Raw genomic sequence first — 26,207 nt, 5'->3', positions numbered from 1 at the left:
AATCAAATATTGAGTCATCATCTTTCCTTACAGTGAGCTATAACGTTCGCGTAAACGCTGACGTACCACTTCCGCAATGGTGTTAAAGAAGAAGGTGAATATAAACAGTACAAAGGCCGCTAAGAACAATACACGATAATGCGTACTACCAATGGCCGACTCAGGCATCTCTACGGCAATGTTAGCCGCCAGAGTACGCATGCCTTCAAACACACTCCACTCGAGGATTGCAGTGTTACCCGTTGCCATTAATACAATCATTGTTTCACCCACTGCACGCCCTAAGCCCATCATAATGGCCGAAAAAATCCCCGGGCTGGCGGTCAGTAATACCACCTTGGTCAGGGTTTGCCAGTTTGTTGCACCGAGTGCCAAACTGCCGTTTGATAAATGACGCGGCACAGAGAAAATCGCATCTTCAGCAATCGAGAATATGGTTGGAATGACCGCAAATCCCATGGCAATACCCACAACCAGCGCATTACGTTGGTCGAAAGTGATGCCTAAATCATTGGTAATAAATTGACGAGTATTGCCATCAAATAATGCCACTTCAATGACTGGGCTTATCTCAAAAGAGAACCAGCCAATAAATATAATCACTGGTATTAGCATGAGTTCTTGATAAGTTTCAGGTAAACGGTGTTTCCATGTTTCAGGCAATTTACTCCAGGCAAATGCTGTGGCAAGTATTGATGTGGGTAATAACATCAACAACACCACAATACCGGGCAAATGATCTTCAATCAGTGGCGCCAACCATAAACCAGCCAAGAAACCCAAAATAACTGTCGGTAATGCTTCCATAATTTCAATGGTAGGTTTAACCACGTTACGCACTTTTGGCGACATAAAATAAGCGGTATAAATTGCACCAGCAATGGCTAATGGCACAGCAAACAACATGGCGTAAAAAGCGGCTTTCATAGTACCAAATGCTAATGGCATTAAGCTTAGCTTTGCTTCAAAGTCGTCTGAACCTGATGTTGACTGCCAAACATACTTAGGTTCTGGATAACCTTCGTACCACACTTTTTGCCACAAGGCGCTCCAAGACACTTCAGGATGGTCGTTTTGAACTGAAAGCAAGTTCAGCTTGTTGTTTGCTTCAATAATCAAGGCATTTGAACGTGGGCTAAAGGCCATTAAACCTGGTTTTTTCAGCTCAAATTTTTCGTCAAACAAGTTACGTTGACTGGTCGTATACAGAAGTGTTAACTCACCTTCAGCACTTAATACGGCGAAACTCTTACGATAAAACTCAGTGGCCATTGAGCTCACTGGCGCAACATCGTCAAACTCACGAATAAGCTCATATAAACGACCTTTTTCACCGTTTACTTGGAAATACTGGCTGATTACGCCACTGTCGTAGCTGACCATAATTGAGCTTGCGCCTGCCAATAAATCAACTTGTTTAATTTTGGCGTGACCTTTTTTAACATCAAGAACTTGTAGCAGTTCGACCGCATCAGCATCACGGGTGTTATAAACAAATAAACGATGAGTGGTGCTTAGAATCAATTGGCGGTGATCTGGCGTCATTAATACCGAAACCACTTCTTTAGGTGCATCGTCAATGAACACTTCCGACGCCGTCCATTCAACTTCTTCGGTCATCATGTTTTCTTCGCCTTCTTGGCGATTTAACTTCCAAGCGCCATTAGCGTCTTGATAAGCGAAACTCATGCGACTACCACTGTAGTCAAACACCATGTTGTACACTGCACCGTCTTGGTTAATCGTTAACGGTTCATCACCAATTGGATAGTTTAGTTTAGGCGTGATAAGGCGTTGGTTATCAGGATAAGACACAGAAAAATCTACACCCACGACTATCACTTGGCCATTACTCAACCCTAGTGCAAAGCGTTGTTCATTTGGGCTAGATTTGGCACTGCTAATAACGATTGTCCCCTCAGGCAATTTAGGCGTAAATGATGAAATCAATTGCCCGGTCGCTGATGAGTAAAAATCAACAATGCCTTGAGCAGTAACACGATACAAAATTTCATTTTGCTCGTCGGCACCCACCATTAAGGTTTTTGCATCAGTGTTTTGATAACTTACACTGGTAATCGGTTCTATATGTGCCCCATCAAAAATAGGTTTGATGACATACAGCAAGTAGAAAAAAATCAATAACAAGGCGACAAACACCATGGTGCCGCCAATGGTTATTCCATACTCAGCTGCTTTATCCTTAAATGCTCTGCGTGATGCTTGTTTACCAACGAGTAAACTTTTTTCAGCAGAACCAGGTTGATTTACCTGACTTTCCATTAAGAACCTCTAATAATTAATCGATGCCATAATTAGCGCTTTGATTGTGCAGTTTACTGTGTTAACAATAAATATTTATGACTATGCCGCGGCTTTACTCACAAATATAGTAAGTGATTTTCTTAACCACAATACGCCCCATTAACTTAGGGGTTGTCTGTGTTTCAGTTGACCACTCATGTTAACCGTTAATAGATTTTTCAAATTATCGTAATCAACAGTAAAACAACAACGCAATCTTAAGTGGCTGCGATTATATGACGTAAAGATGACAGTTGTGTTACAGCTAATATTTATAGGAGAAATATCGTATGATGCGTTACCTTATTACTTTGCAAGCACCTGATAGAAAAGGATTAGTAGAACAAATAGCCAATGTAGTTAGTCGTCATAATGGTAACTGGCTGGATTCTGAAATGCGCCATATTGATGGTGTTTTTGCCGCAATATTACAATTAGAAGTCCCTGCGCTAAAATGGGATGAGCTGGTAGACGCATTAGAGTGCATTGATGGCTTAACTCTGACTTTTTCTAAAACCAGCCTAAGTGCAAAACCCATTAAACAATTACGCTATAACCTTGTGGCTTACGATCGCCCAGGCATTGTTTTGCATATTTCTAATAAAATGAATGCATTAGGCATTAATATTGAACAATTTAGTAGCCAGTATGAAACAGCAAGCCATACCGGCATTGATTTATTTAGAGCCACCATGGCGCTGGGCCTAACCGATCTATCACAAGAAGAGATGATTGCCACCTCACTGTATGAAATGGGTGACGACGTGGTATTAGATAAATTGAGTTAATCAACACATTCCATACCTTTCATCTTGGTGACTAAATTAAGGCTAAAATCCGTTTTCATCATCTGCTAAACTGCCTGCAAATAAAGACGAAAAATGGATTAACCATGTTTGGAACGCTATCAAAACTGAAAACCCACCTCAATGATAACCATGAGGTGGAGTATCATTTACCTGTAGGTGAGGAGCGCTTGGCGCTAAACCCATTAATCGGTAAAACCCTTACCATGACTCACACTGGTAATATTTTTTGCAGTAGTTGCGGTAAAAAAACCAAAAAGAGCTACTCTCAAGGCCACTGTTATGTGTGCATGTCAAAGTTAGCCAGTTGCGATATGTGCATAATGAAACCAGAAACCTGCCATTTCGATCAAGGCACTTGCCGTGAGCCTGAATGGGCTATGTCACATTGCTTTGTACCCCACTATGTTTATTTGTCTAATACTTCAGGGATCAAAGTGGGGATTACCCGTCACAGCCAAATCCCAACACGTTGGATTGACCAGGGTGCCACTCAAGGTTTGCCCATTTTTAAGGTATCAACGCGTAAAATGTCAGGGTTAATTGAAATAGAGCTAGCCAAATTCATCAATGACAAAACGCACTGGCAGGCCATGTTGAAAGGTCACAATGATGACATTGATTTGGTTGAGCAGGCGGCAAAACTTATTCCGCTGATAGAAGACAAACTACAAGCGTTAGCAAACGAACATCAAGACATTGAAATTGAACGCCTTGATGCCAACATTCAGGCCATTAGTTATCCGATTACTGAATTTCCGACCAAAGTGAAATCGCATAATTTTGATAAAGTGCCTGAGGTCACAGGAACCTTACAAGGTATTAAAGGCCAATATTTAATTTTTGATACTGGCGTGATTAACATCCGTAAATTTGGCTCGTATGAAGTCGAAGTTACACACGGCTAATCTTTCTTGATAGCCAATTAATGTGGTAGTCATTAATGGGTTAGTAATGCATGTACTAGCAAAAAAGACGCAGTTAGCGTCTTTTTTATTGGCTTACGTTTTACATCGCTGGGACATCGTTGAGCATCATTTTTATCAAGTTATCAAACCGAGCTTCTCGCTCTTCGATGGTATGCTCTGGCTCTGTAAATCCTTGTGCTAACACTCGCCAAAAGGGTGATTGAACATGGGGGTTAAAAAAAGCCAATAATACCGAGCCTTTATGCTGCTGTGCATTAGCATCTTTAGTGGCAAGGCCAGGTACAAGACCGACCTTTGCTAAAATGTCGTTATCGCTCATTTCAGTGGCTAAAGCCATACCAAACCCCACCGTCATGTGCGGGGAATCGTTAATAGACACCAATTGATAGCCTTTATCAGCCATGACTTTATTCACCGACTTGACTAACTGATTACGTAACGCCTGTTCATCCATTTTATTGGCCGTATGCACAACAAACAGACTTTCGTGCCACGCGTAAGTTTTCGATAATAGCGATAAATCACCGCTAGTCACCATGGTTATACGTTGCGATGCTGGCGGCGTAATATCATGGGTTGTACATGCCGTTAGCAGCACAATGCTAACCATAACAATCATCTTGCTTAAGCTACTTATCATGGAAATATGTCCTATTTCAAAATACGCCAAAAACCTTATCAATATTAAGGTCAAGCTACCCCGTAAAATCAGATATCACAATGTTTAATCTCAATCTGAATCAGCAATCACTTTTTTATTAGATTGTCGTAACATTAACCGATAGAATGCCAACAAATTTTAATCATACCTTGGCAAAAAGATAACAATATGGAATTGGTATTTGCGATAGCATTATTTGCGTTTTCGGCTGGCATTACGCCTGGACCTAACAACATTATGTTGATGACATCTGGGGTAAATTTTGGCATTAAACGCAGTATTCCGCATTTATTAGGGATTAGCCTAGGCTTTCCAACAATGATTTTAGCCGTTGGACTAGGATTAAGTACTCTATTTCAGGCTTATCCAGTAATCCACACTGTGATTAAAGTGGTCGGCATTACCTACCTATTATATTTGTCATGGTTGATAGCTAATAGCAGCAACAAAATGGAAGGCAAACAAGTCAGTAAACCTTTTAGCTTTATACAAGCCGCCGCATTTCAATGGGTAAACCCAAAAGGCTGGATTATGGCTGTAGGCGCAATAGCGACGTTTACCACTGTTCATCAAGAACTTAACAGCCAAATTTTCACCATTGCCAGTGTATTTTTATGTGTGGCCTTTCCATGTGCGATAGTCTGGCTTAGCTTTGGTGTAGCGTTAAAACGTATACTGAAAAATGAGCGCCAACAGCGTATTTTTAATGTCTCTATGGCGCTGCTGTTAGTGGCGTCAATTATCCCGATGATGCTACCGGCAGCACCACAGTAACTGAGTGAAGGTTTTTTATGGAACAACATGAATGCATAGCCCACACCGAACGCTGGGTTATTGATGTCATCATGAAATACAATATTTGCCCATTTGCTCGCAGAGAAGTAGAACGCGCCAGTATCCGTTATGTCGCTATTGAACAAACTAAGGTCAAGGCTGTATTAAAAGCATTGCTTAATGAATGCCAATACCTTGATAAACACCCAGAAGTCGAAACCACTCTGTTTATTCTGCCGCGTGGGTTTGAAGGATTTTATGCCTATTTAGATTTAGTCGATGATGCTACTGATTTATTAGCACAGCAGGATTATGAAGGCGTGTACCAACTTGCAACGTTTCATCCAGACTACTGTTTTGATGGCGAAGCACAAGACAGTGCAGCCAATTTTACTAATCGAGCGCCCTACCCAACCCTGCACATCATTCGCGAAGCCAGTATGGAAATTGCCCTAGCAAACTACAATGACCCCGAATCCATCCCAGAACGTAATATTGCTTTTGCACAGCGCAAAGGCAGTGAGTTTTTTGTCACGTTATTACAGCACTGCACTAAATCATAGACTGATAACGGTATACGAAACGCTTCGCTTGCGAAATCAAGGGATTAGGTTCTAGGTTCTAGCACGTCATCCTCGAATGCTTAGATCCCGGATTTATAAGCGTTACCGGGACGATCCAGATGTTGCTGGGGCTTTTATTGTTTTGATAACGTAAATTTACTCACTTGTTGAGACATATTGCTGGCATCGCTGAGTAGGTTGTCATTGAGGCTAGCAAGCTGCTGTGAAATGTCTTGGGTATGATGATAAATCTCAGTGATTTTCATCGCATTGCGATTAACTTCTTCAGCGACAGCAGATTGTTCGTGAGTGGAGGCGGCAATTTGTTCGTTCATGCTATCAATCACGCTAACATGATCTGCAATAAGTTTAAGCTCGTTACCAGCAAGTTTAGACTCATCAACACTTACTTGTGCTTGTTGCTGTCCACGCTTCATTGCGCTTACGGCGGTTGCGGCCCCTGTTTGTAAACGCTCAGTCATGTTTTTGATATCTTCAGTGGAGGTTTGTGAACGCTGGGCTAAAGTCCGTACCTCATCGGCAACAACCGCAAAGCCGCGGCCTTGCTCACCTGCCCTTGCCGCTTCAATTGCAGCATTTAGTGCCAACAAATTGGTTTGTTCTGCAATAGAGCTAATCACGTCGAGAATGGTCACAATACTTTGAACATCGGCATCTAAACGCCCAATGGCGTCTGCGGCATCTGCAATCTCATGCGCCAAAATTTGAATAGCATCGCTGGTTTTATTAACCCCCATTTCGCCATTTTTAGCTTCTAAGTTAGCTTTAGCTGAAGCGTCTGATGCTTGTACAGCGTTAGCGGCAATTTCATGAACAGTGGCACTCATTTCTGTCATTGCTGAGGCAACTTGTTCTGCCTCTGACGAACCTTGTAAAACATCGCTTTGCAGTGAACGAGTGTAACCGTTCATTTGCTCAACGGCATTCACAAGATTAACCGCATTAATCCGCACTTGACCGATGACCTCTTCGAACTCTGTCATCATTTGATTAAAGGCTTGTGATATTTGGCCAAACTCATCTTCAGATTGATGTGGCAAACGGGTGGTTAAATCAAATTGGTTGCCTGCATGAATAATTTTTTTGTGAAGAACAGCTAAACTGTCATGTAAACAGCGAGTTACCGCTAAGCTCATAAAAATCACAAATGTTAATGCGGCGATTAATACCGTGATACTGAAATACATTTGCTCTGTTGCTTGGTCAAGTTTTTGTTGACTCAAGCGCGTTAAATCATCTGCTAATTGTTTTTCTAACTGGGTCAATATCGTGATTCTTGCGGTCGATATTTTGAACCAATCTTCTGGATTTTGAGCAAGCATTGCGGCACTGTTTTGTGCAAAAGCCACTTCGCGTAATGCTTGTACATCGGCCATCGCTTTAGTGCGTTGGGCTTGTTTAAATAACTCAATATTACTGCTGTGTGCCGCCGCCATAAAGCGTTCACCATAGGTGTGCTGCTCGGCGACTAATGTAACAAATTTACGATATAAATTAGGGGCAAACTCGCTATGGCCAAAAGTGGTACTTAACACGGCACGCTCAATACCTGCACGCTCTTTTAATTGCAAATAAGCCGCAAATGCTTTGAGTCTCATCGACAACTCACTTTCCAAGCTTTGGCTGGCTGCGGCATCGACCATAGACAGGAGTAAGGTATTCATTTGAGTGTAATAACTCACCTGCTCAGCCACTGTAATGGTTAAATTACTCACATTTCGACGCATGGCGGTGATTTGGGTTAATGATGAAGCGACTTGATCGTATGCTGCTTGTAATTGTGTAGGAAAGTCATCTTGTTGAGCGAATTGCTTAAACCGAGCTATTTGGGCGTCGGTGAGGTTACGCTGATTAGGAAGTGCGTCTTTGAAGGACTGACCTTTTGAACCAATATATCCAGCGCTCATACCGCGCTCTTTTTGTAACTCATGCACCAATGCACTATTAATGATAGCCACATTAGACAGATCTATTACTAGCTCAAGCTGTTGTTTACTAGTGTATTTACTACTGACGAATAACCCACCAAATACAATACTGATAAACAATGGCGGTAATACCAGTAAGGCAAGTTTGCGCGATATTTTAAGATTGCTAATCCATTGCCAGTTCATATTGGGGCCTTATGTCAAATGATTTAATACTCAGTCATGTTTGCAATAACCATAAACGAATTAAAAAAATTTACATTAATTGACAATCTAAACTCAGACATTGCTCACAGCTAAATTAGCCCTTGTTGATCTAATTATCGTTATATACCCACAAAGAGATAGACGGTTCATTCAATGATTTAAGATGTCATTCATTGAGTCTGCTAAGACTGCAAACCAAGACAAAACTCACTGATAAGCTCAGGCCAGTCATCGACATGGTCCATTTTGCTAGCGACATGCAAAGTCGAATGGGGCAATGCTTTGTGTAATGCTTTTGCGGTTGCTACAGGATGTGCTTCATCACCTTGCCAAGCCAAAATCAATGTGGGCACCGATATCGTAGCGAGTTGTTGTTTAGTGGGTAAGTCGTTGTAGGCTGCTGCGGTAAACAATTGATTTAAGGTTTGACGCTTCATTGACTTTAGCCCATCTAGCATGCCTAACACGCTATGTTTATGCGCATCGATTAACCAATCTGGGAGCATTTTATCTAAATGTTTGGCGTTCATTTGCGCAAGGCCCTTACCCCCTAAAATCCGCGCTGCTTTGGCTATTTTATGGTAATAATCCACTTTTGCAGCCCTTGCCTGCCATGCTACTGGCGGTGTCATTAGCACCAGTCCTTTTACATTATCGGGCTTTGCTAATGCAGCAAATAAACTGGTGGCACAACCCATTGATTGGCCACCTAAAATAAACGGTTTAGGCGCTTTATAATGGTGAGCAATGTTAAGCATATCCTGGGCAAGGTTTGGCCAAAGGTAACCATCAACGCTGTCAGCTGTCATTGATAAGCCATGACCAACGGCATCGTAACGGATTAGTTGTAATTTTTTAGGAAACCGATGCCATGCATAAACACCAATGGCATCTTCACTTTGCATGCAACCACATAATCCGTGTGCCCACACCAAAGTTTGGCCTATACCGTTAATGGAACAATTAAACTGATTGATATTAAATTGCTCGGTCATGGCGAGAAGATCTCCTAATTGCAACCTGAATGAGGTTGGTTACCCTTTTACAATTTGAATTAATCGTTTTATAAACAACTCGATAGCCTCTACATTATCAAATCTAAACGCCAATCCGTAGTGGGTTTCGTTTAGACCTTTGTATTGCCTAGTCGGAAAACGAGTCATTTGTGCATTGTGATAATAGTCATATTTGGCGTGTACGCCTTCAATGGTGGCTAATTCTGTAGAGAACACTTCAAATGCTGGGCGGATTATCAACAGTGGTATCTTGCCTTCAACATGCAAATACACCGCTTCTTTGAGTTCTGGTAGCATGTATTCGGTGACATTCTTAATATTAAAGTTAGTTCGACATTTCAGTTCATTCAAGGTGCTTGCGGCTTGTTCGAGGGTAATGCTCATATCTTTGTCTGCCTAGAATTGGGTTAATGGCTTGAGTATATTGCTAAAACAATAATATAAAAACAAAAAGCCCCGAACATTTGTTCAGGGCTTTTAAGTTGTTTAGAAAGTATTAGGCGCTATTTAACTTAGCCTTCAATACCTTTACTGGCAAGAAACTCATCGTAACTGCCTTTAAAGTCATTAATGCCTTGTGGCGTGATTTCAAGAATACGTGTGGCCAGTGACGATACAAATGCACGGTCATGAGACACGAACATTAGCGTACCTTCATATTTTTCTAGTGCGTTGTTTAAAGACTCAATTGATTCCATGTCCATGTGGTTGGTTGGCTCATCGAGTAATAAAATGTTTGGCTTTTGCATGATAAGTTTACCGAAGTACATACGGCCTTTTTCACCACCAGACAACACCTTAACTGACTTTTTAATGTCGTCAGCGCCAAACAGCATACGCCCTAAAATACCACGTACAGTTTGGTCGTCATCGTTTTCTTTGCGCCATTGGCTCATCCACTCGAACAAGGTCATATCGTTAGCAAAATCGGCTTCATGATCCTGTGCGTAGTAACCAATGTTGCTGTTTTCAGACCAGTGAATAGTCCCTTCATCTTGTGGAATATCATGTACTAGGGTACGTAGCAAGGTGGTTTTACCCACACCGTTTTGACCTAAAATGGCAATACGTTCGCCCACTTCAACCATTAGATCTAACTTGCTAAATAGTGTCGTGTCGTAACCTTTGGCTAAGTTTTCAACCACTAACGCATTACGGAACAGTTTCTTTTCTTGTTCAAAACGAATAAACGGGTTAACACGGCTAGACGCTTTAATATCTTCTAACTTGATTTTATCAATTTGTTTGGCACGTGATGTGGCTTGTTTCGCTTTAGATGCGTTAGCCGAGAAACGTGCAACGAAGGTTTGCAACTCAGCAATTTGCGCTTTTTTCTTGGCGTTATCACTCATTAACCGTTCACGCGACTGCTGTGCAGCCATCATGTATTCGTCATAGTTACCTGGGTAAACTCGTAATTCACCGTAGTCTAAGTCAGCCATGTGGGTACACACTGAGTTTAAGAAGTAACGGTCATGCGAGATGATAACCATAGTGCTGTTACGTTGGTTCAGCATATCTTGCAACCAGCGAATGGTATCGATGTCCAAGTTGTTGGTTGGTTCGTCAAGTAACAATAAATCTGGATCTGAAAACAGGGCTTGCGCTAGCAAGACTCGTAATTTAAAACCAGGAGCGATTTCGCTCATTAAACCAAAATGTTGCTCGGTTGCAATACCTACGCCTAATAGTAAATCACCCGCGCGCGATTCAGCGGTGTAACCGTCCATTTCAGCAAATTCCATTTCAAGCTCGGCCACTTTGATGCCGTCTTCTTCGCTCATTTCGGGTAACGAGTAAATGCGGTCACGCTCTTGCTTTACTTTCCATAACTCGCGGTGGCCCATGATCACAGTGTCTACAACTGAAAAAGCTTCGTATGCAAACTGGTCCTGGTTAAGTTTACCCATACGCTCGTTAACATCTAACGAAACGTTACCGCTCGATGGCTCTAGATCACCGGCAAGGATTTTCATAAAGGTGGATTTACCACAACCATTCGCGCCAATTAAACCGTAGCGATTACCGCCACCAAATTTGACAGAGATATTTTCAAACAGTGGCTTAGCGCCAAACTGCATTGTGATGTTAGCTGTTGTAATCAAAATGAAATTCCAAATCGTGTTGTGTGTTTAAACCGGTATCACATTATAACTTAATGGTTCGAGTTGACATCTGTATGACTCAAGTCAGCCCTTAAACAAATTTTAAGCAAAAATAATGAGATTTAAACTGATATACGGCATTGCCGAAGGGGTAGATATAAAGCGCGACATTGTAAGGATTTTTGGTCTATTTATCAACCTATACCCAATTATAATGCTTTGCTGTGGGTGCAATGAAAATCGCAACAGCAAAGCATTAATTGTTTAACTGTTTTTTTAAGCCTTTAAATAATCCACAATGTAATCTAATCCACCCGTAATGGCGGCGACTTGCGCATCGTTACATTGTTGAGCGGTAACATGAGGGCTGTCGGGGTACACTTCGGTGGTGGTGTTAAAGTGATTGTGAGTGATGCCGGCGCACAGGCTGAGCTTTTTAACTGGGTAATTAATCACACCAAACTGTTCAATGGGCACTTCAATCAATTGGCCATTATCATCTGGTGCAATGTGAGTCACTTTTGCCACAGCATCAATAATGGCTTTTTGAAACTCAGGGGTGGGATTATCGCTATCGCCAACCAAATAAAAACCATCCGGAATAATGCCTTTTTCATATTCAACGCCATCACGAGCCGACAGTAACGGTCTAAACTCTAACTCATCGGTGTCGGTGGTTTCATGCAAGTCAATGTGGGCATACACCTCACCGAGGGTAGCAACAAACGCCATTAATGCCGCCGACTCTTCTGCCGGGCTATTGGCGTAAAATGAACGGTTTGGATCTATCGCTTTTGGATTCCAACGGTTAATGGTTTCATATCCCCATGGGCTGACACACGGTGCCACGGCAATATTAAAAAACTGACTGTAATGTTTTGCTTTTGTGGCTAAAAATTGGATTGCGCCATGCACACCACTGGTTTCGTACCCGTGCACGCCGCCTGTGACTAAAAGGGTCTTTTTGCTGTTGTCCCAGTTGCGAGACTTAAAAGCAAATAACGGATACTTATCGACGTCATAAGATAACGCGCCGTATTGCACTTGTTCAAACTCCTTGGCGAGCGGGCTTAATTTGCTAACCACTTCATCTTGATATGAGCGCTTTATGGTCACTTGTGCAAGCCATTGGGCTTTATCTGCATCGGTCCATTTTTGCCCTGGTGTGCCGATGTGGTATGGGGTCGAATCTGTCATGAAACCTCTTTTATCGTTAATTATAGTTAAAGTTTATAGGTTGTTTTAGCTGAGATAACGAGCGCAATGCCAAACAAAATAATACTGGCACAAATGATCAGATGAACACTCAGTTGCTCGCCTACAAAGATGACGCCACCAACAGCGGCAATGACCGGTACTAACAGTTGTAATACCGCAGCATGATTGGCGCTTAACCCGCTAAGCGCTCGATACCATAATGCATAACCTACGCCCGAGGCCAACGCACCAGAAAGTATCGCCAGTAACACGCCTTGCGCACTGACATTAAACGCCAGCCTTGCTGGTGTTGATTGCATTGCATCGACGGGCATCAAACCTGATAACAGCCATACAAGAGCAAGCATCAATAGCACTATCGGTATGGTACGAATAAAATTATACCCTGTGGCAAACAATGGCTTAGCAGTGCCTTTACCCAATAGTGTATAACCGCCCCATGCACAACCACTGATGGCCATGAGTACCATGCCACTGATTGATAATTCGCCATTAGTCACCCCCACGCTCGGCCAAACTAAATAGCCAAAGCCTGCAAATGCGACAAGCGCGCCAAGGATTTCAAGCCGGTTTAAGCGGTGACCTTGTATGTAACTCATCAGCATCATGCTCATTTGCACTGCGGCAAATAATACTAATGCACCTGTTGCGGTGTCTAGCAACACATAAGCGTACGAAAACCCAATGGCATAGACAAACAACAATACCGCAGCCAGATAACTGCCATGAGGTTGTGCTGAGGACTTATCGAGTGTTGTACGGTTTTTTGTTGAGGTCAGGCGCATTAATAACGCCAGCATTAACGCACCGGATGCTAATCGGATAGCAGTAAAACTACTCGGGTCGATTAGTGGCACAGCTTGTTCATTTGACAGTGCAAGGCGGCAAAATACCGAATTAGCCGCAAACGCAATTAAGGCGACTAAGGTGTAAAATGTCAGTGCTGTGCGAGATAGCGGCGTGGCAGAAGCCATAAGTTAACCTTACAGAGAGAGCATTACTTAGATGACTTTCTGAAGCTGAATTTACTCGCAAACCAGCTAATCACCGCCACTTGCTGCACATGGCTTAAGCCAAAATACACACAAATCCATGGTGAAATAAGTAAAAACCACGGCAGTGACGCGGTTGAGCGCCCTGAAAAAAACAAATACAAAAAGCCGCCATAAATAATGACCACACCTAGGATACCCACGATAAGCATGATTTTTTTTAAGATAAGTTCTAATTTTGCCACGTGTTCGATCCCTAAAAAATAAAAAAGTCACGCCGAGCAAATGAGCTCGGCGTGACAACATCATAGCAAACTGACTAAGTAAAATACCACCGCACTATAGACAAACACCATCGTTCTAGAGGCGAATGCCACCGTCAATTTCAAATACGCGGCCGTTAACATAATCATTTTCGATGATAAAACGCACCGTTGATGCGATCTCTTCTGGCTGACCTAAACGCCCTACTGGCACCATTTTCTCTAAACGCTCTAGCGCTTCAGGCTTCATGGCAGCGGTCATTTCAGTGGCAATCACACCTGGTGCCACCGCAGCACTGCGAATGTTGTAACGCGCTAGCTCTTTAGCCCAACCCACCGACATCGCAGCAACACCCGCTTTAGAGGCTGAATAATTTGATTGACCCATGTTGCCCGATTTTGCCAGACTAGAGATATTAATGATGACCCCTGCTTGTTTGGTTTCAATCATTGCCGCTGCCGCTTCACGACCACATAAAAAACTGCCGGTTAAATTAACATTGATAACCGATTGAAATTGCTCATAAGACATACGCTCAGTGACAATGCCCTCTTTGGCTTTAATCATTAAACCGTCACGTAAAATGCCAGCATTGTTAATCAGTACATTCACCTGACCAAAGTCTTCAATAATATATTGAAAACCCGCAACCACATCTTCTTCGTCGGTAATATCTAACGCATAACCTTGTACTTCAGTTGTTGCCCCTAAATCAGCACAAGCTTGTTCTAGCTTAGTTTGGTCAACATCGATAAGCGCCAACCTAGCTCCCTGTGCAGCTAAATCGTGTGCCATTGCCAGACCTAAGCCACCCGCTCCGCCAGTAATGACGACAACCTTATCTTTTAATTCCATCAACTGAATCCTTTACTTTTTCTTTGAAAACTGTTCAAAAATACTCGAAAAATCACGACTACCGTTACCTTGACGCGCATGATTAACATACAAGCTGCGTGCAAGTGAACCCATCGGCGTGCTCGAGTTAGAGGCCATTGCCGCCTGTTGCGACAAGCCTAAATCTTTTACCATGAGGTCGACCATAAAGCCGCCTTGATACCCATTAGACGACGGCACGTTTTCCATCACATTTGGACAAGGATTGTATTTCTCTAGCGTCCAATTGCCGCCGCTGCTGACTTTCATGATATCAGACAACACTTTAGGATCTAAGCCATTATCTAAACCTAATTGAATTGATTCGCTAGTACCTACCATCAATACCGACAGCAGCATGTTATTACAAATTTTGGCAACTTGCCCCGCTCCAACGGCACCCGCATGAAAAATATTGCCCCCCATTACGGTCAACACGGTTTGCGCTTGTGCGTAGGCAGCATCTGAGCCACCACAAATAAAAGTCAAGGTGCCTGCAGCTGCGCCAGCTGTACCGCCCGATACTGGCGCATCCATAAACTCAATCCCCATTTCAGCGGCTTTTTTACCAACAATACGGGCACTGTCTGCATCAATGGTAGAACAATCAATTAATAAGGCTTGTTTTGAGACAACCTCCAGCAAGCCTTTGTTATTTGCATCGCCTAAATATAACCCGAGCACATGTTTGCTTGCTGGCAGCATGGTAATCACAACATCTGCTGAGGACGCTGCGCCGCAAGCGGTTTTGGCGCTAAGCGCACCCTGTGAGGTGAGCGCTTCAACTGCCGCTGGGTTTAAGTCAAACACCGTGACTGTCATACCCGCTTTAATTAAATTGGCCGCCATTGGGCCGCCCATGTTACCTAAACCAATAAATGCTACGGTTGCCATGATAATAATCCTTATTAAGTAAAGTCTGCTAATGGGTGATTAATCGCGTCCCATGGAGATGTGATCAGTAGATCTATTCGGCCTTGTTCTACTGCTTCAACATCACTAAATAGCCATTTAGGTTGGCGATCTTTATCAATCAGTAATGCGCGTACCCCTTCACAAAAATCTCCATTTGAGCAACAGTTAACGCTGACGCCAAGCTCCCATTGGAAGCATTGCGCCAGACTCAGTTGTGTGCCTAATTGAGCTTGGGCAAAAATTAAATGCCAGCTTATTGGGCTACCAGCTAAAGCCGTTTTTTGCGCCCGTTGTAACCATTCAAGTTCAGTGTTTAAGGTCGATAATTGATGGTGTACATCTTCAATATCACCAGCCATTAATAAATCGATTTGAGCTTGAAATTGCTGTAAGTGGCTCATTGGCAATGTGGCACGATGCGCTGCCGACATATTGGTCAACAAATCAGTTAACAGCTGATGATTTTGCGCAGTGTCATGGCTCCAATTGAGATCGGCCATGGCATCAAATAATGGTTCTTGTTGATCGCTCGGCAAATAATGATTACCCAGTTCAACATAAAGCGCATCTGCAGCGTTCATGTTGTAAGCGGTTAAGCCTAAAAACAGCCCTGTTTTACCTGGCATGCGATTTAAAAAGTAACTGCCGCCCACATCGGGGTATAAACCAATGGTGACTTCAGGCATGGCAATTCGGCTGCGCTCAGTCACAACGCGATGACTGCCGCCAGCCATTAAGCCTAACCCGCCGCCCATCACAATGCCGTCACCCCACACTAATACCGGTTTGCCATATTGATGCAGTAAATAATCCAGTTGGTATTCTTGTGTAAAAAAACGACACGCTTCATCGGTGATATTATTTGGGTTGGCAATGGATGCATGATAAATGGCGCGCACATCGCCACCAGCGCAAAATGCTTTTTCGCCAGCACCTTGTAACACCACACAGGCAATGCTGTCGTCAGTTTGCCAACGGGTTAATTGGGTTTGCATTGCAGCAACCATATCGAGGGTTAACGCATTAAGCGCTTTTTCGATGTTAAGCGTCACGATACCTATGGACTGTCCAGAGAGTGTGCCGAGAGTTTGAAATATTACTTCTTGAGTCATTAGCTGTTCTTCCAATTTGGGGCGCGTTTTTGTAAAAAGGCGTTGACACCTTCAGCTTGATCGTCGGTATCAAATAAACCTACAAACAATTCACGCTCAAGCGGCAGTGCTTGGCTGCGTGGCATTGTTCGCCCAGCATTAATTAAGGTTTTACATACGCTAACACTGCTGGGTGACTGTTTTGCCACTTTGGCAGCTAGTGCGACAGCGGCATCAAGGGCCTGGCCTTTTTCTACGACCTCTTCAACCAAGCCTATTTTTTCCGCTTTAGCGGCATCTACGCGCTCACCACATAAAATCATTCGCTTAGCCCAGCCCTCACCCACCAAGGCGGTGAGGTTTTGCGTGCCACCAGCACAGGGCAATAAGCCAACGGTGGCTTCTGGTAGCGCCATTTGTGCTTGCGCCTCAGCGATGCGTATATCACAGGCTAATGCAACCTCTAAGCCGCCGCCCATGGTGTAACCGTTAATGGCAGCAATTGATACACCACGAAACGCGCTTAAGGTTTCAAAAGCTTCGCCAAAATGTTTTGCCATGGAGGCGGCTGTACCTTTATCACCATCGGCAAATAAATTTAAATCGGCGCCTGCTGAGAAAAACTTTTCTCCTTGCCCGGTAATCACTAACGCATAAATGTCTTTGTTTTGATTTAACTTGATAACAGTTTGCTTTAGCAGTTGTAAGCTGTCTGCGGTCCATGTATTCGCTGGCGGGTTATTAAGCGTTAATATGGCCGTGTGACCTATAATATGTTCAATTATTGCGGTGTTTGTTGTCATTATTTACTGTCCTTAGGTTAACCCGATTGCAGGTTGTGCCGTCAAAATAGTCGTTAAGATTACCTGTACTCAACCCATTACAAGATTGGGTGGGCGTTTTCATCTAACAAACGACGGGCAATAATGAGGCGCATAATTTCGTTGGTGCCTTCTAAAATCTGATGCACCCGCACATCACGGAAGTGTCGCTCTAATGGATATTCGCGAATATAACCATAACCACCATGGATTTGCAGCGCGCTGTCGCACACTTGAAACCCCACATCAGTCGCAAAGCGTTTTGCCATGGCGCAATAGGCGCTGGCTTCCGGGTCTTGGGTATCAAGTTTAAATGCCGCTAGACGTACCATTTGGCGTGCTGCCACTAACTCGGTGGCCATATCAGCTAGCTTAAATTGCAGTGCTTGAAACGCCGCTAATGGTTTGCCAAATTGCTTACGCTCATTCATGTACTGCGTTGCACGCGTTAATGCCGCTTGTGCGGTGCCAATAGAACAGGTGGCAATGTTAATGCGTCCACCATCAAGACCTTTCATGGCAAAGGTAAACCCTTGGCCTTCATCACCCAGTAAGTTAGCGGCAGGCACGCGCACGTTTTCAAAACTAATTAACCTTGTCGGTTGGGCATTCCAGCCCATTTTATCTTCGGCTTTGCCATAGGTAATGCCAGCGGTATCAGCCGGTACTGCAATGGCTGAAATCCCTTTAGGGCCAGCTTCACCAGTGCGGCACATCACCACTAGGAGCTCGGTTTCACCGGCACCAGAGATAAACATTTTAGATCCAGTAATGAGGTAGTCGTCGCCATCTCGTACCGCTTTGGTTTGCAATGACGCCGCATCGCTGCCTGCACCTGGCTCTGTTAAACAATAAGAGGCTAATAGCTGCCCTGTGGTTAACCCTTCTGACCATTGTTTACGCAGTGTTTCTGTGCCCCAGGTGGTCACCATCCATGTCGCCATATTGTGAATGGTTAGCATAGCGGTGGTGGCGGTACAGCCGTGGGCGAGTTCTTCAAAAATAATTGACGCATCTAAACGAGATAAGCCCATGCCACCTTCTGATTCTGGCGAATACAATGAACAAAATCCCAGTTCACCGGCTTTTTGAATCACGTCTTTAGGAAAGTGATGCTCTTCGTCCCATTTGGCGGCGAATGGAGCGAGTTCTTCTGCGGCAAATTGGCGGGCTAAGTCAGCAAACTGGCGCTGATCTTCGTTTAAATTAAAATCCATGTCGGACTCCTAATATTATTGGGTATGACTCTTGGGTCATTTAGTTACTTGATCACTGCAGCTTAAGTTGCTTGGCCATTGTGTGCGATAAAAGCAATGGTGTGAGTCAAGATTGTCTTGTTGTGTTTAGCAAAAATTGTCGCGATATACCGATGATGTATCGCGACAAAGACTCATAACAGCATATTTATTTTAAGTTAATGCTCATGTTAGGACCGCTAACGGCTTCTGAGTCAAACCAACGGGTAGTGATGGTTTTGGTTTCGGTGCAAAATCGCACGGCTTGTTTACCATAGGCGTGTTGGTCGCCATAGAAACTGCCTTTCCAGCCGGTAAATGAGAAGAAAGGTAATGGCACAGGGATTGGGACGTTAATGCCTACCTGACCCACTTCAATTTCGTGCTGGTATTTACGCGCGGCGCCACCTGATGCGGTGAAGATTGAAGTCCCGTTACCGTATGGGCTGTTGTTCACAAGCTCGATGGCATCGTCTAATGTTTCAGCTTCCATACAACACAGTACAGGGCCAAAAATTTCTTCTTTGTAGATGCTCATATTTGTGGTGACATTGGTAAACATGGTTGGTCCAACCCAGTTGCCCGACTCATAACCATCGACAGTGAAATCGCTTCCATCAAGTAAGCATTCCGCGCCTTCAGCTTTACCCTGAGCAATGAGTTTTAATACGCGCTCTTTGGCTGCAGGGCTTATAACAGGGCCGTAAGCGGCGTCTTTATCGTCCCATAACCCAGGACGCACTTTGGCTAACGCTTCTTTTAACTCAGGGATCCACTCTTTGGCTTTACCGACAAATACTGCCACTGAAATGGCCATACAACGCTGACCTGCAGCGCCAACTGAAGCCCCAACCATGTTATTAATGACTTGTTGCTTGTTGGCATCAGGCATGATCACGCAGTGGTTTTTAGCGCCAGCAAAGGCTTGTACACGTTTTAGATTATCGGTTGCGGTTTTGTAAATGTATTGACCCACACCCACTGAGCCCACAAACGAAATCGCTTTAATTGCGGGGTCGGTTAACAGCATATCTACTGCGGTTTTGTCGCCATGAATAAGCTGCAACACACCTTTTGGCGCACCGGCTTCGACAAATAACTCCACTAAACGCTGTGGTGTCATGGGATCTTGTTCAGAAGGTTTTAAAATAAAAGTGTTACCGCACGCGATTGATAATGGGAACATCCACAATGGGATCATAGCCGGAAAGTTAAACGGCGTAATACCCGCACACACACCTAAGGGTTGCGTGTAGCTGTAGGTATCAATATTACGGGCGACGTTTTCAACGGTTTCCCCCATCATCAACGACGCAACATTACAAGCATGTTCTGCTACTTCGATTCCACGCCAGACATCACCTTTTGCATCTTCAAAGGTTTTGCCGGTTTCTTGGGCCAAAATGATCGCGAGCTCGTCGTGATGTTCTTTTAATAAATGTTGGTATCGCAACATGACCCGCGCACGCTCAGACACTGGCACTTCTTTCCAAGTTTTGAATGCTTGTTTGGCACTGTCGATTGCCAACTCAACTTCTGCAGTAGTAGCACAGTTAATTTGAGCAATAACGCTATTGTTAGCGGGGTTCGTCACATCAATATGACGTTCGCCACTGCCATGAGTGAATTCGCCATCAATGTAATGCTTAACTTGTGTGATCATGTTGCTTTCCTCGATCCTTGAACATCTTGAGTGAGTCAGGCTCACTGCTATGGGGTACCTGTACAGGTGATGCGATTTTTTTGGTTGTCAGTCTCACATGTTATGTGGCTGCATTTGCTTCTACCTGTACAGTAGTCTTGTTGAACTTAACTTGTATTGTCTCTTTACACTTCAATCGCCATGGCGGTGGCTTCGCCGCCACCAATACACAGTGATGCGACGCCACGCTTAAGCCCGTGTGCTTTTAATGCATAAATCAAGGTCACTAACAAACGTGCGCCCGAACAACCAATGGGGTGCCCTAAAGCACACGCACCGCCGTTAATGTTGACTTTGCTGGCATCTAGCCCTAACTCAGATACCGCTAACATGGTCACCATGGCGAACGCTTCATTGATTTCATACAAGTCGACGTCATATTTGCTCCACTGCACTTTATCGAATAGCTTTTGCATTGCGCCGACAGGCGCTGTTGTGAACAATGACGGTTCTTGCGAATGAGTAGCGTGGCCTTTAATAGTCGCCATAACGGTTAAGCCTAATTCATTTGCTTTGTCGCGAGTCATTAACATTAAGGCTGCTGCGCCGTCTGAAATGGAGCTTGAATTAGCTGCGGTTATGGTGCCGTCTTTTGTAAAGGCTGGACGCAGAGTTGGAATTTTTTCTGGGCGGGCATTACCTGGTTGTTCATCGGTATCGACGCTAACATCTCCACGACGAGTGCTAATGGTCACCGGCACCACTTCATCTTTAAAAGCGCCAGAGCGAATGGCGGCATTGGCTTTGTCGAGTGAGCTGAGTGCAAAAGCATCCATTTGCTCACGCGTAAGCCCAAAATCATCAGCCGTTTTTTGAGCAAATGTGCCCATCGCGCCACCGGTGTAGGCATCTTCAAGACCGTCTAAAAACATATGGTCCATGACTTTACCGTGCCCCATACGCATGCCACCACGGGCTTTGTCGAGTAGATAAGGTGCTTGGCTCATGCTTTCCATGCCACCTGCGATAACCACATTGCTGCTGCCGGCTTTAATTAAATCATGGGCTAACATGACGGTTTTCATCCCCGAGCCACAGACTTTATTGACCGTTGTTGCGCCAACACTTAATGGCAAACCTGCGCCCAATGTTGCTTGGCGAGCTGGCGCTTGGCCAAGGCCGGCTGGTAATACACAGCCCATTAGCACTTCATCAATGCTGTCACCGCTAATGCCTGTTTGCGCTAAAAGACCTTTAATCGCGGTAGCGGCTAACACGGGAGATGCGACCTCAGACAGTGCACCTTGAAACCCACCCATAGGGGTTCGCTTGGCGGCAACAATAACGATATCTTGACCTGTTTGCTCTGTACTCATAACCACTCCATTTTTTGCGCATATAAAATCAAAACCAATATCACACCACTTTGACGTTGACGCTAACGTAAAGCAAGTAAAAAATGATCAAATTTGTGATGTTCATCTCATGAGGTTGTCATTGAAGATTTACACTTGATAGTTAAATTAAAAAATTTATAGGTAAGCTGATGTTTTAATGGCGATAAAACCATCAAGATTTTAATGACGAAATGCACTTAAGAATGCATTAAACTTTAGTCTACAGGTATAAAAAAGCCGCAATACCTTTGGTATTACGGCTATGAATTTGAAGAAGGATTACGGTTTTTTGTTTTCCCAGGGCGTTTTCGCACTCATGTCATTTAAGTCATAGGGCGTTAACTGGTAAACATAATAGTTAAGCCAATTGCTGACCAATAAGCTGCCATGACTGTGCCAACGCGCGATAGGGTCTTGAGTTGGATCGTCATTACGGTAATAATTTTGTGGTATATCAGGGTTTAACCCTTGGCCAACATCGCGAGTGTATTCATCGTTTAGCGTGCCTTTTTGATACTCTGGATGTCCCATCACAAACAAATTGCGATTATCACGGCTAAGAACAATATAAGCACCAGCTTCATCAGACTCAGCCAATACTTCGACTTCAGGGTGCTGACGTAATTCTTCTACATTCATTTCGGCAAATCGTGAGTGCGGCGCATAAAACTCATCGTCAAAACCGCGCAGTAACGGATGCGGGTCGCTGGTGCGACTGTGATTAAACACGCCAGAACGTTTATTTTGTAACAGTTGGCGCTTTAAACCGTATAAGTGATACAAACCGGCATGGGCTGCCCAACATAAAAACAGGACCGAGGTGACATGGTTTTGGGACCAATCAATAATCTCGCGAATGTGGTCCCAGTAAACCACATCTTTAAAATCGATTTGTCCAAGTGGTGCGCCAGTGATGATAAGGCCGTCATAATTGTTATTGCGCACATCTTCGAAATCACGGTAAAAGGTATTCATATGATCAATCGAAGTGTGTTTGGACTCTTTGTCGTGGATCCGTAATAAATCCACACCCACCTGCAATGGCGTATTACCGAGTAAACGCAGTAATTGCGTCTCGGTTTCGATTTTATTAGGCATTAAATTCAAGATCAGCACCCGCATAGGACGGATGTCCTGATTGGCTGCACGGGTTTCAGACATCACGAAAATATTTTCAGACTCTAAAATACCTGCAGCGGGGAGATTATCTGGAATTCGAACCGGCATACGACTCACCTTTTTGATTAATTAAACACAGACAGCTTGTTGATAGCGCGATAAATGAGTCTCGCGCTATCAATCATTATGTTTAGCCGATCACAGTTTCAACATTCTGTAAAAAGACACCTTTATTGAGCTTATCTTAAACAAGCAATATCAATAATTAACGCTAAACATTGATAACACGCGATATAAACCAATAGTCACACAAGCTATCATTTATGTCATCAATCATACACAAGGATGTCTAGAAGTCTACACGTCTTAAGTTGATTTTTTTTCTCTCTTGTTATCAATCGGCGTTATTCCTATTATGAGCCATTGATAATTATGAGGTTAACTATGTCAGTCGCAACAGCAATGATCATTGGTGCGGGCTCGCAGCTCAGCCAAGCCCTTGCGAAACAATTGTCGGCACAACAAGTGTCATTAGTGCTATTTGTACACGATCCCGAGTCTCTCAAGCCATTTGCTGAAAGCCTTCCTGGCGAAGTAGCCGTGTATCCACTGACCATTGACCAACCACAAGCGGTGATAGCACAACTTAATGAAGCTTGGATCACCCATAACGGCGCCCATTTGGTGATTGTGAATACTGGTGTTAATGATTACGATCCTGCCTTGCCATGGAACATAGATCAGCACACCATCGATGTGAATGTGATGGGTTTTGCTGCGGCCAGTCAATGTATTTTCAAATTGATGTGCGAGCAAGGTTACGGTCAATTAGCGGCAATAAACTCAATAGCCGGTCAACGTGGTGGCCCAAATGTGGCTTACCATGCCTCTAAAGCCTTTGCCGAGAATTATCTCCAAGGTTTAAGCATGCATGCCCAGCGTTTAAAACTGCCTGTCACCATAAGTGATATTCAGTTAGGGTTATTTGATAAAGCGGTGCATTTAAATACTCAGATGTTATTGTCGCCCATTGATAAAGTAGCCGAGCAAATATTAACGGCACTTAAAAAAGGTAAACGCCGAGTATATGTCACCAAACGTTGGCGTATTGTGGCGTGGATAAACCGACTTTTACCAGAGTATATTTACAATACCCGCCATTGGAAGCCGAAAAAGAAACGCGGTTAATACCATTCCGAATTAATAAGTGACCACTCAGAATGCGTCCAGCGGTTTTTGATTAAGGTGTCGCTATGTAGTAATGGTTGTTCCCTTTCAAATAGCGAGAACGCAGAGCAAAAGCGGCTGGGGCATTCCTTTGTGGCGAGTTTTAAAAGGGCTTACACTGCGTTGCATGACTTCGAAAGAGAACAACTATTCATTCAGTCATTCGCCTTGTTTAAGCCCTTTTAAATTCTCGCTGAGAGATCATTTACTAACGCGCAATGGTATAAGCTCAATGGCAAATACTAAAACAGGAACCTGATGGCTCCTGTTTTATTTCAATACATCGTTAATGGCTTCAAATACCAGTAACCCGAATCAGCGGTATTTAGAACGTATAACCCACGCTCACCATATAGACCCATGGGTCGATATCGGTTTCAACCACGACATGGTCTGCGCCCATATCAAAACTCACGTCAGTAGAAATTTGTGCATACCATACCGAAGCATTCACGAGCCATTTTTTATCAATTTGGTAATCAAGCCCTACCTGCGCCGCTACGCCCCAAGAGTTAGACATAGACAGGTTATCTAGACCTAAATCTTTAGCATCTTGAGTAAAATCATTGTCGAAAAAGTTCGTAAAGTTAACCCCCACCCCAACGTATGGACGCAGTGCAGACTGTGCATTACCAAAATAATATTGAGCAACAAGGGTTGGTGGTAAATGTTTAGTTTCAGCAATTTTACCAAGTTCGCCCAGTGACACATCGTGGCTAAAGGGTGTGGCAGCTAAAAGCTCTATGCCAATGTTATCTGTCAACATGTAGCCAAAGTTAAGACCTAATTGGGTATCACTATCAACACTGAACTCTGCTACACCGGCCACAACTGGACTTGATTCATTAGGTGATACCGTTGCAGTACCCGCCCGCACGATAATGTCGCCCGCTTGATGCGCTACTGCACCAAAAGATAAGCCAGCAGATAGTAATGATGCAACAACTAAACTTAGGGTAATTTTCTTATTCATTTTCAGACTCCATGACAACAATAAATAGATGCAATTTATTAACATCCCTAACAATTTCCGCCAACCTACCCAAGTTATTCATTAGCAACATTGATTTAGATCAAACAAACCTCTCTACCTATATTTGAGTACCCAACTAGATATCACAGGCTTGATTTAGATCACAAAACACACAACAAAAGAGACTAAAGGTGTATTTTATAGTTGGCTTATAGTGGGATAGCACAAGTAAACATGTAAGCCGGCGACGCAAAGTGACTGATGTGGATAAACGCATTATTTTGCGAATCGTTGTGTGCTTTTTTGAAGCAATAGTTATACCTATTGGCGTGTGTGATGACGGAGCATTGAAGTTTATGTGGGGCGCAATAGACTAAAAATAATACGATTTGAAGGCTGCAGTTTTGCACCTAATACGGGTTAGGTGCGATTTTTAGCAAAAGACATCACGCCTCAATTAGCTGGCATCGTGTTGCAACTCTGGCGCGGCATCGGCAAATGGCGCTAATTGGTTACACGCCTGATCAATCCGTACAATATGAGGAAAATCATCAAGCGGCACATTAAAGCGTTTTGCATTGTATACCTGTGGCACCAAACAGATGTCGGCAAGTGTGGGAGTATCACCAAAACAAAAACGACCACTATGCTGGCTTAATTGTGCTTCTAATGCGGTAAAACCAACAATAATCCAATGATGATACCAGCGCATTTTATCGGCATCAGACACGCCCATGTCGTTCACTAAATATTGCAGTACTCGCAAGTTGTCGAGCGGGTGAATTTCACACGCAATCGCCTGTGCCATGCTGCGCACAATAGCGCGGTGCTCAATATTGCTCGGCAATAATGCGGCTTGCGGATATTTTTCGTCTAAGTATTCAATAATCGCCAGTGATTGCGATAAGTTCAACTCCCCCTCAGCCCCCTCATCGACCAAGGTGGGTACAAGATGTTGAGCGTTTAATTGATGATAGGCTTGCGAATGCTGCTCACCGCCATTGTTAACCAGATGTACTGAAACCTGCTCTGCCGATAACTGCTTTAAATTTAATGCAATACGCACGCGATATGCAGCGCTTGAGCGCCAATAACCATAGAGTTTCATGTGTTCTCCTCTTTATTG

24 protein-coding genes are annotated in these 26,207 nt (G+C 43.7%); 5 read left to right on the top strand and 19 right to left on the bottom strand.

The genetic code is table 11. The features are described 5' to 3' along the window. Nucleotides 1–27: 27 nt before the first annotated feature. Nucleotides 28–2,283 (bottom strand): ABC transporter permease subunit, encoded by a 2,256-nt coding sequence (locus PQR79_RS00450; protein WP_238106050.1) that lies wholly within the window; start codon nt 2,281–2,283, stop codon nt 28–30. A gap of 311 nt (nt 2,284–2,594) precedes the next feature. Here PQR79_RS00450 and PQR79_RS00445 point away from each other — a divergent pair, with 311 nt between their 5' ends. Further along, complete coding sequence (locus PQR79_RS00445; RefSeq protein ID WP_238106051.1) at nt 2,595–3,092, top strand: glycine cleavage system transcriptional repressor; 498 nt, start codon at nt 2,595–2,597, stop codon at nt 3,090–3,092. Between the two features lie 104 nt (nt 3,093–3,196). Beyond that, the gene (locus tag PQR79_RS00440; RefSeq protein ID WP_238106052.1) at nt 3,197–4,018 is read left to right on the top strand and encodes a DUF2797 domain-containing protein; all 822 of its coding nucleotides are present in this window, start codon (nt 3,197–3,199) and stop codon (nt 4,016–4,018) included. 100 nt (nt 4,019–4,118) lie between these two features. Here the strand turns inward: PQR79_RS00440 and PQR79_RS00435 are convergent, their stop codons facing one another. After that, entirely contained in the window at nt 4,119–4,679 is a 561-nt protein-coding gene (locus PQR79_RS00435; RefSeq protein ID WP_274408347.1) for a DUF4136 domain-containing protein, read from the bottom strand. A 189-nt stretch (nt 4,680–4,868) separates the two neighbouring features. Here PQR79_RS00435 and PQR79_RS00430 point away from each other — a divergent pair, with 189 nt between their 5' ends. Next, nucleotides 4,869–5,474, top strand: a complete 606-nt coding sequence (locus tag PQR79_RS00430; protein ID WP_238106054.1) for a LysE family translocator — start codon at nt 4,869–4,871, stop codon at nt 5,472–5,474. Between the two features lie 17 nt (nt 5,475–5,491). Continuing rightward, on the top strand, nt 5,492–6,037 hold the full coding sequence (locus PQR79_RS00425; RefSeq protein ID WP_238106055.1) for a DUF1415 domain-containing protein: 546 nt from the start codon (nt 5,492–5,494) through the stop codon (nt 6,035–6,037). Nucleotides 6,038–6,171: 134 nt separating this feature from the next. On the opposite strand, the gene PQR79_RS00420 is transcribed toward PQR79_RS00425, so the two are convergent. The 15 genes from PQR79_RS00420 to metA all read right to left on the bottom strand — a co-directional run bounded on the left by PQR79_RS00420 (nt 6,172) and on the right by metA (nt 22,989). Further along, complete coding sequence (locus tag PQR79_RS00420; protein WP_238106056.1) at nt 6,172–8,172, bottom strand: methyl-accepting chemotaxis protein; 2,001 nt, start codon at nt 8,170–8,172, stop codon at nt 6,172–6,174. 203 nt (nt 8,173–8,375) lie between these two features. Continuing rightward, entirely contained in the window at nt 8,376–9,188 is an 813-nt protein-coding gene (locus PQR79_RS00415) for an alpha/beta fold hydrolase (RefSeq protein ID WP_238106057.1), read from the bottom strand. 39 nt (nt 9,189–9,227) lie between these two features. Then, nucleotides 9,228–9,593 carry a hypothetical protein gene (locus PQR79_RS00410; RefSeq protein ID WP_238106058.1) on the bottom strand — a complete coding sequence of 122 codons (366 nt, stop codon included), beginning with the start codon at nt 9,591–9,593 and terminating at the stop codon, nt 9,228–9,230. 128 nt (nt 9,594–9,721) lie between these two features. After that, on the bottom strand, nt 9,722–11,314 hold the full coding sequence (locus PQR79_RS00405) for an ABC-F family ATPase (protein ID WP_238106059.1): 1,593 nt from the start codon (nt 11,312–11,314) through the stop codon (nt 9,722–9,724). Nucleotides 11,315–11,590: 276 nt separating this feature from the next. Further along, nucleotides 11,591–12,511 carry a M14 family metallopeptidase gene (locus PQR79_RS00400; RefSeq protein ID WP_238106060.1) on the bottom strand — a complete coding sequence of 307 codons (921 nt, stop codon included), beginning with the start codon at nt 12,509–12,511 and terminating at the stop codon, nt 11,591–11,593. Between the two features lie 26 nt (nt 12,512–12,537). Next, nucleotides 12,538–13,506 carry a DMT family transporter gene (locus tag PQR79_RS00395; RefSeq protein WP_238106061.1) on the bottom strand — a complete coding sequence of 323 codons (969 nt, stop codon included), beginning with the start codon at nt 13,504–13,506 and terminating at the stop codon, nt 12,538–12,540. A 23-nt stretch (nt 13,507–13,529) separates the two neighbouring features. Further along, nucleotides 13,530–13,736 carry a hypothetical protein gene (locus PQR79_RS00390; RefSeq protein ID WP_238106164.1) on the bottom strand — a complete coding sequence of 69 codons (207 nt, stop codon included), beginning with the start codon at nt 13,734–13,736 and terminating at the stop codon, nt 13,530–13,532. 148 nt (nt 13,737–13,884) lie between these two features. Continuing rightward, nucleotides 13,885–14,643, bottom strand: coding sequence for an SDR family oxidoreductase (locus PQR79_RS00385; protein ID WP_238106062.1), 759 nt, complete (start codon nt 14,641–14,643; stop codon nt 13,885–13,887). A gap of 12 nt (nt 14,644–14,655) precedes the next feature. After that, entirely contained in the window at nt 14,656–15,555 is a 900-nt protein-coding gene (gene mmsB, locus PQR79_RS00380; protein WP_238106063.1) for a 3-hydroxyisobutyrate dehydrogenase, read from the bottom strand. Nucleotides 15,556–15,569: 14 nt separating this feature from the next. Then, entirely contained in the window at nt 15,570–16,688 is a 1,119-nt protein-coding gene (locus tag PQR79_RS00375) for an enoyl-CoA hydratase/isomerase family protein (protein ID WP_238106064.1), read from the bottom strand. Next, nucleotides 16,688–17,470, bottom strand: a complete 783-nt coding sequence (locus PQR79_RS00370; RefSeq protein ID WP_238106065.1) for an enoyl-CoA hydratase — start codon at nt 17,468–17,470, stop codon at nt 16,688–16,690. The genes PQR79_RS00375 and PQR79_RS00370 overlap by 1 nt, the downstream gene beginning before the upstream one ends. Nucleotides 17,471–17,547: 77 nt before the next feature. Then, nucleotides 17,548–18,705: an acyl-CoA dehydrogenase family protein gene (locus PQR79_RS00365; RefSeq protein ID WP_238106066.1), complete on the bottom strand. Its 1,158-nt coding sequence runs from the start codon at nt 18,703–18,705 to the stop codon at nt 17,548–17,550. 187 nt (nt 18,706–18,892) lie between these two features. After that, nucleotides 18,893–20,386 carry a CoA-acylating methylmalonate-semialdehyde dehydrogenase gene (locus PQR79_RS00360; RefSeq protein WP_238106067.1) on the bottom strand — a complete coding sequence of 498 codons (1,494 nt, stop codon included), beginning with the start codon at nt 20,384–20,386 and terminating at the stop codon, nt 18,893–18,895. A 164-nt stretch (nt 20,387–20,550) separates the two neighbouring features. After that, a complete protein-coding gene (locus PQR79_RS00355) occupies nt 20,551–21,741 on the bottom strand; it encodes a thiolase family protein (RefSeq protein ID WP_238106068.1) in 1,191 nt (396 codons plus the stop codon). Nucleotides 21,742–22,041: 300 nt separating this feature from the next. After that, nucleotides 22,042–22,989, bottom strand: a complete 948-nt coding sequence (metA, locus tag PQR79_RS00350) for a homoserine O-acetyltransferase MetA (protein ID WP_238106069.1) — start codon at nt 22,987–22,989, stop codon at nt 22,042–22,044. A 336-nt stretch (nt 22,990–23,325) separates the two neighbouring features. On the opposite strand from metA, the gene PQR79_RS00345 reads away from it, so the two are divergent. After that, complete coding sequence (locus tag PQR79_RS00345) at nt 23,326–24,069, top strand: SDR family NAD(P)-dependent oxidoreductase (RefSeq protein ID WP_238106070.1); 744 nt, start codon at nt 23,326–23,328, stop codon at nt 24,067–24,069. Between the two features lie 364 nt (nt 24,070–24,433). Here the strand turns inward: PQR79_RS00345 and ompW are convergent, their stop codons facing one another. Then, on the bottom strand, nt 24,434–25,081 hold the full coding sequence (ompW, locus tag PQR79_RS00340; RefSeq protein ID WP_238106071.1) for an outer membrane protein OmpW: 648 nt from the start codon (nt 25,079–25,081) through the stop codon (nt 24,434–24,436). 457 nt (nt 25,082–25,538) lie between these two features. Beyond that, nucleotides 25,539–26,189 (bottom strand): maleylacetoacetate isomerase, encoded by a 651-nt coding sequence (gene maiA, locus PQR79_RS00335; protein ID WP_238106072.1) that lies wholly within the window; start codon nt 26,187–26,189, stop codon nt 25,539–25,541. Nucleotides 26,190–26,207 lie beyond the last annotated feature (18 nt).

The sequence above is a fragment of the Shewanella metallivivens genome (assembly GCF_028750675.1).
GTDB lineage: Bacteria > Pseudomonadota > Gammaproteobacteria > Enterobacterales > Shewanellaceae > Shewanella > Shewanella metallivivens.
This window is presented reverse-complemented; position numbering and strand designations above follow the sequence as displayed.

Excerpts from the sequence above, each read along its gene's own strand:
- PQR79_RS00425 (WP_238106055.1), top strand. The coding sequence starts at position 5,492 with ATGGAACAACATGAATGCATAGCCCACACCGAACGCTGGGTTATTGAT.
- PQR79_RS00395 (WP_238106061.1), bottom strand. The coding sequence starts at position 13,506 with ATGGCTTCTGCCACGCCGCTATCTCGCACAGCACTGACATTTTACACC.
- PQR79_RS00385 (WP_238106062.1), bottom strand. The coding sequence starts at position 14,643 with ATGGAATTAAAAGATAAGGTTGTCGTCATTACTGGCGGAGCGGGTGGC.
- maiA (WP_238106072.1), bottom strand. The coding sequence starts at position 26,189 with ATGAAACTCTATGGTTATTGGCGCTCAAGCGCTGCATATCGCGTGCGT.
- PQR79_RS00400 (WP_238106060.1), bottom strand. The coding sequence starts at position 12,511 with ATGACAGATTCGACCCCATACCACATCGGCACACCAGGGCAAAAATGG.
- PQR79_RS00360 (WP_238106067.1), bottom strand. The coding sequence starts at position 20,386 with ATGATCACACAAGTTAAGCATTACATTGATGGCGAATTCACTCATGGC.
- PQR79_RS00415 (WP_238106057.1), bottom strand. The coding sequence starts at position 9,188 with ATGACCGAGCAATTTAATATCAATCAGTTTAATTGTTCCATTAACGGT.
- PQR79_RS00440 (WP_238106052.1), top strand. The coding sequence starts at position 3,197 with ATGTTTGGAACGCTATCAAAACTGAAAACCCACCTCAATGATAACCAT.
- mmsB (WP_238106063.1), bottom strand. The coding sequence starts at position 15,555 with ATGGCAACCGTAGCATTTATTGGTTTAGGTAACATGGGCGGCCCAATG.
- PQR79_RS00410 (WP_238106058.1), bottom strand. The coding sequence starts at position 9,593 with ATGAGCATTACCCTCGAACAAGCCGCAAGCACCTTGAATGAACTGAAA.
- PQR79_RS00355 (WP_238106068.1), bottom strand. The coding sequence starts at position 21,741 with ATGAGTACAGAGCAAACAGGTCAAGATATCGTTATTGTTGCCGCCAAG.
- PQR79_RS00375 (WP_238106064.1), bottom strand. The coding sequence starts at position 16,688 with ATGACTCAAGAAGTAATATTTCAAACTCTCGGCACACTCTCTGGACAG.
- PQR79_RS00345 (WP_238106070.1), top strand. The coding sequence starts at position 23,326 with ATGTCAGTCGCAACAGCAATGATCATTGGTGCGGGCTCGCAGCTCAGC.
- PQR79_RS00435 (WP_274408347.1), bottom strand. The coding sequence starts at position 4,679 with ATGATAAGTAGCTTAAGCAAGATGATTGTTATGGTTAGCATTGTGCTG.
- metA (WP_238106069.1), bottom strand. The coding sequence starts at position 22,989 with ATGCCGGTTCGAATTCCAGATAATCTCCCCGCTGCAGGTATTTTAGAG.
- PQR79_RS00430 (WP_238106054.1), top strand. The coding sequence starts at position 4,869 with ATGGAATTGGTATTTGCGATAGCATTATTTGCGTTTTCGGCTGGCATT.
- PQR79_RS00450 (WP_238106050.1), bottom strand. The coding sequence starts at position 2,283 with ATGGAAAGTCAGGTAAATCAACCTGGTTCTGCTGAAAAAAGTTTACTC.
- ompW (WP_238106071.1), bottom strand. The coding sequence starts at position 25,081 with ATGAATAAGAAAATTACCCTAAGTTTAGTTGTTGCATCATTACTATCT.
- PQR79_RS00370 (WP_238106065.1), bottom strand. The coding sequence starts at position 17,470 with ATGACAACAAACACCGCAATAATTGAACATATTATAGGTCACACGGCC.
- PQR79_RS00390 (WP_238106164.1), bottom strand. The coding sequence starts at position 13,736 with ATGCTTATCGTGGGTATCCTAGGTGTGGTCATTATTTATGGCGGCTTT.
- PQR79_RS00445 (WP_238106051.1), top strand. The coding sequence starts at position 2,595 with ATGATGCGTTACCTTATTACTTTGCAAGCACCTGATAGAAAAGGATTA.
- PQR79_RS00365 (WP_238106066.1), bottom strand. The coding sequence starts at position 18,705 with ATGGATTTTAATTTAAACGAAGATCAGCGCCAGTTTGCTGACTTAGCC.
- PQR79_RS00420 (WP_238106056.1), bottom strand. The coding sequence starts at position 8,172 with ATGAACTGGCAATGGATTAGCAATCTTAAAATATCGCGCAAACTTGCC.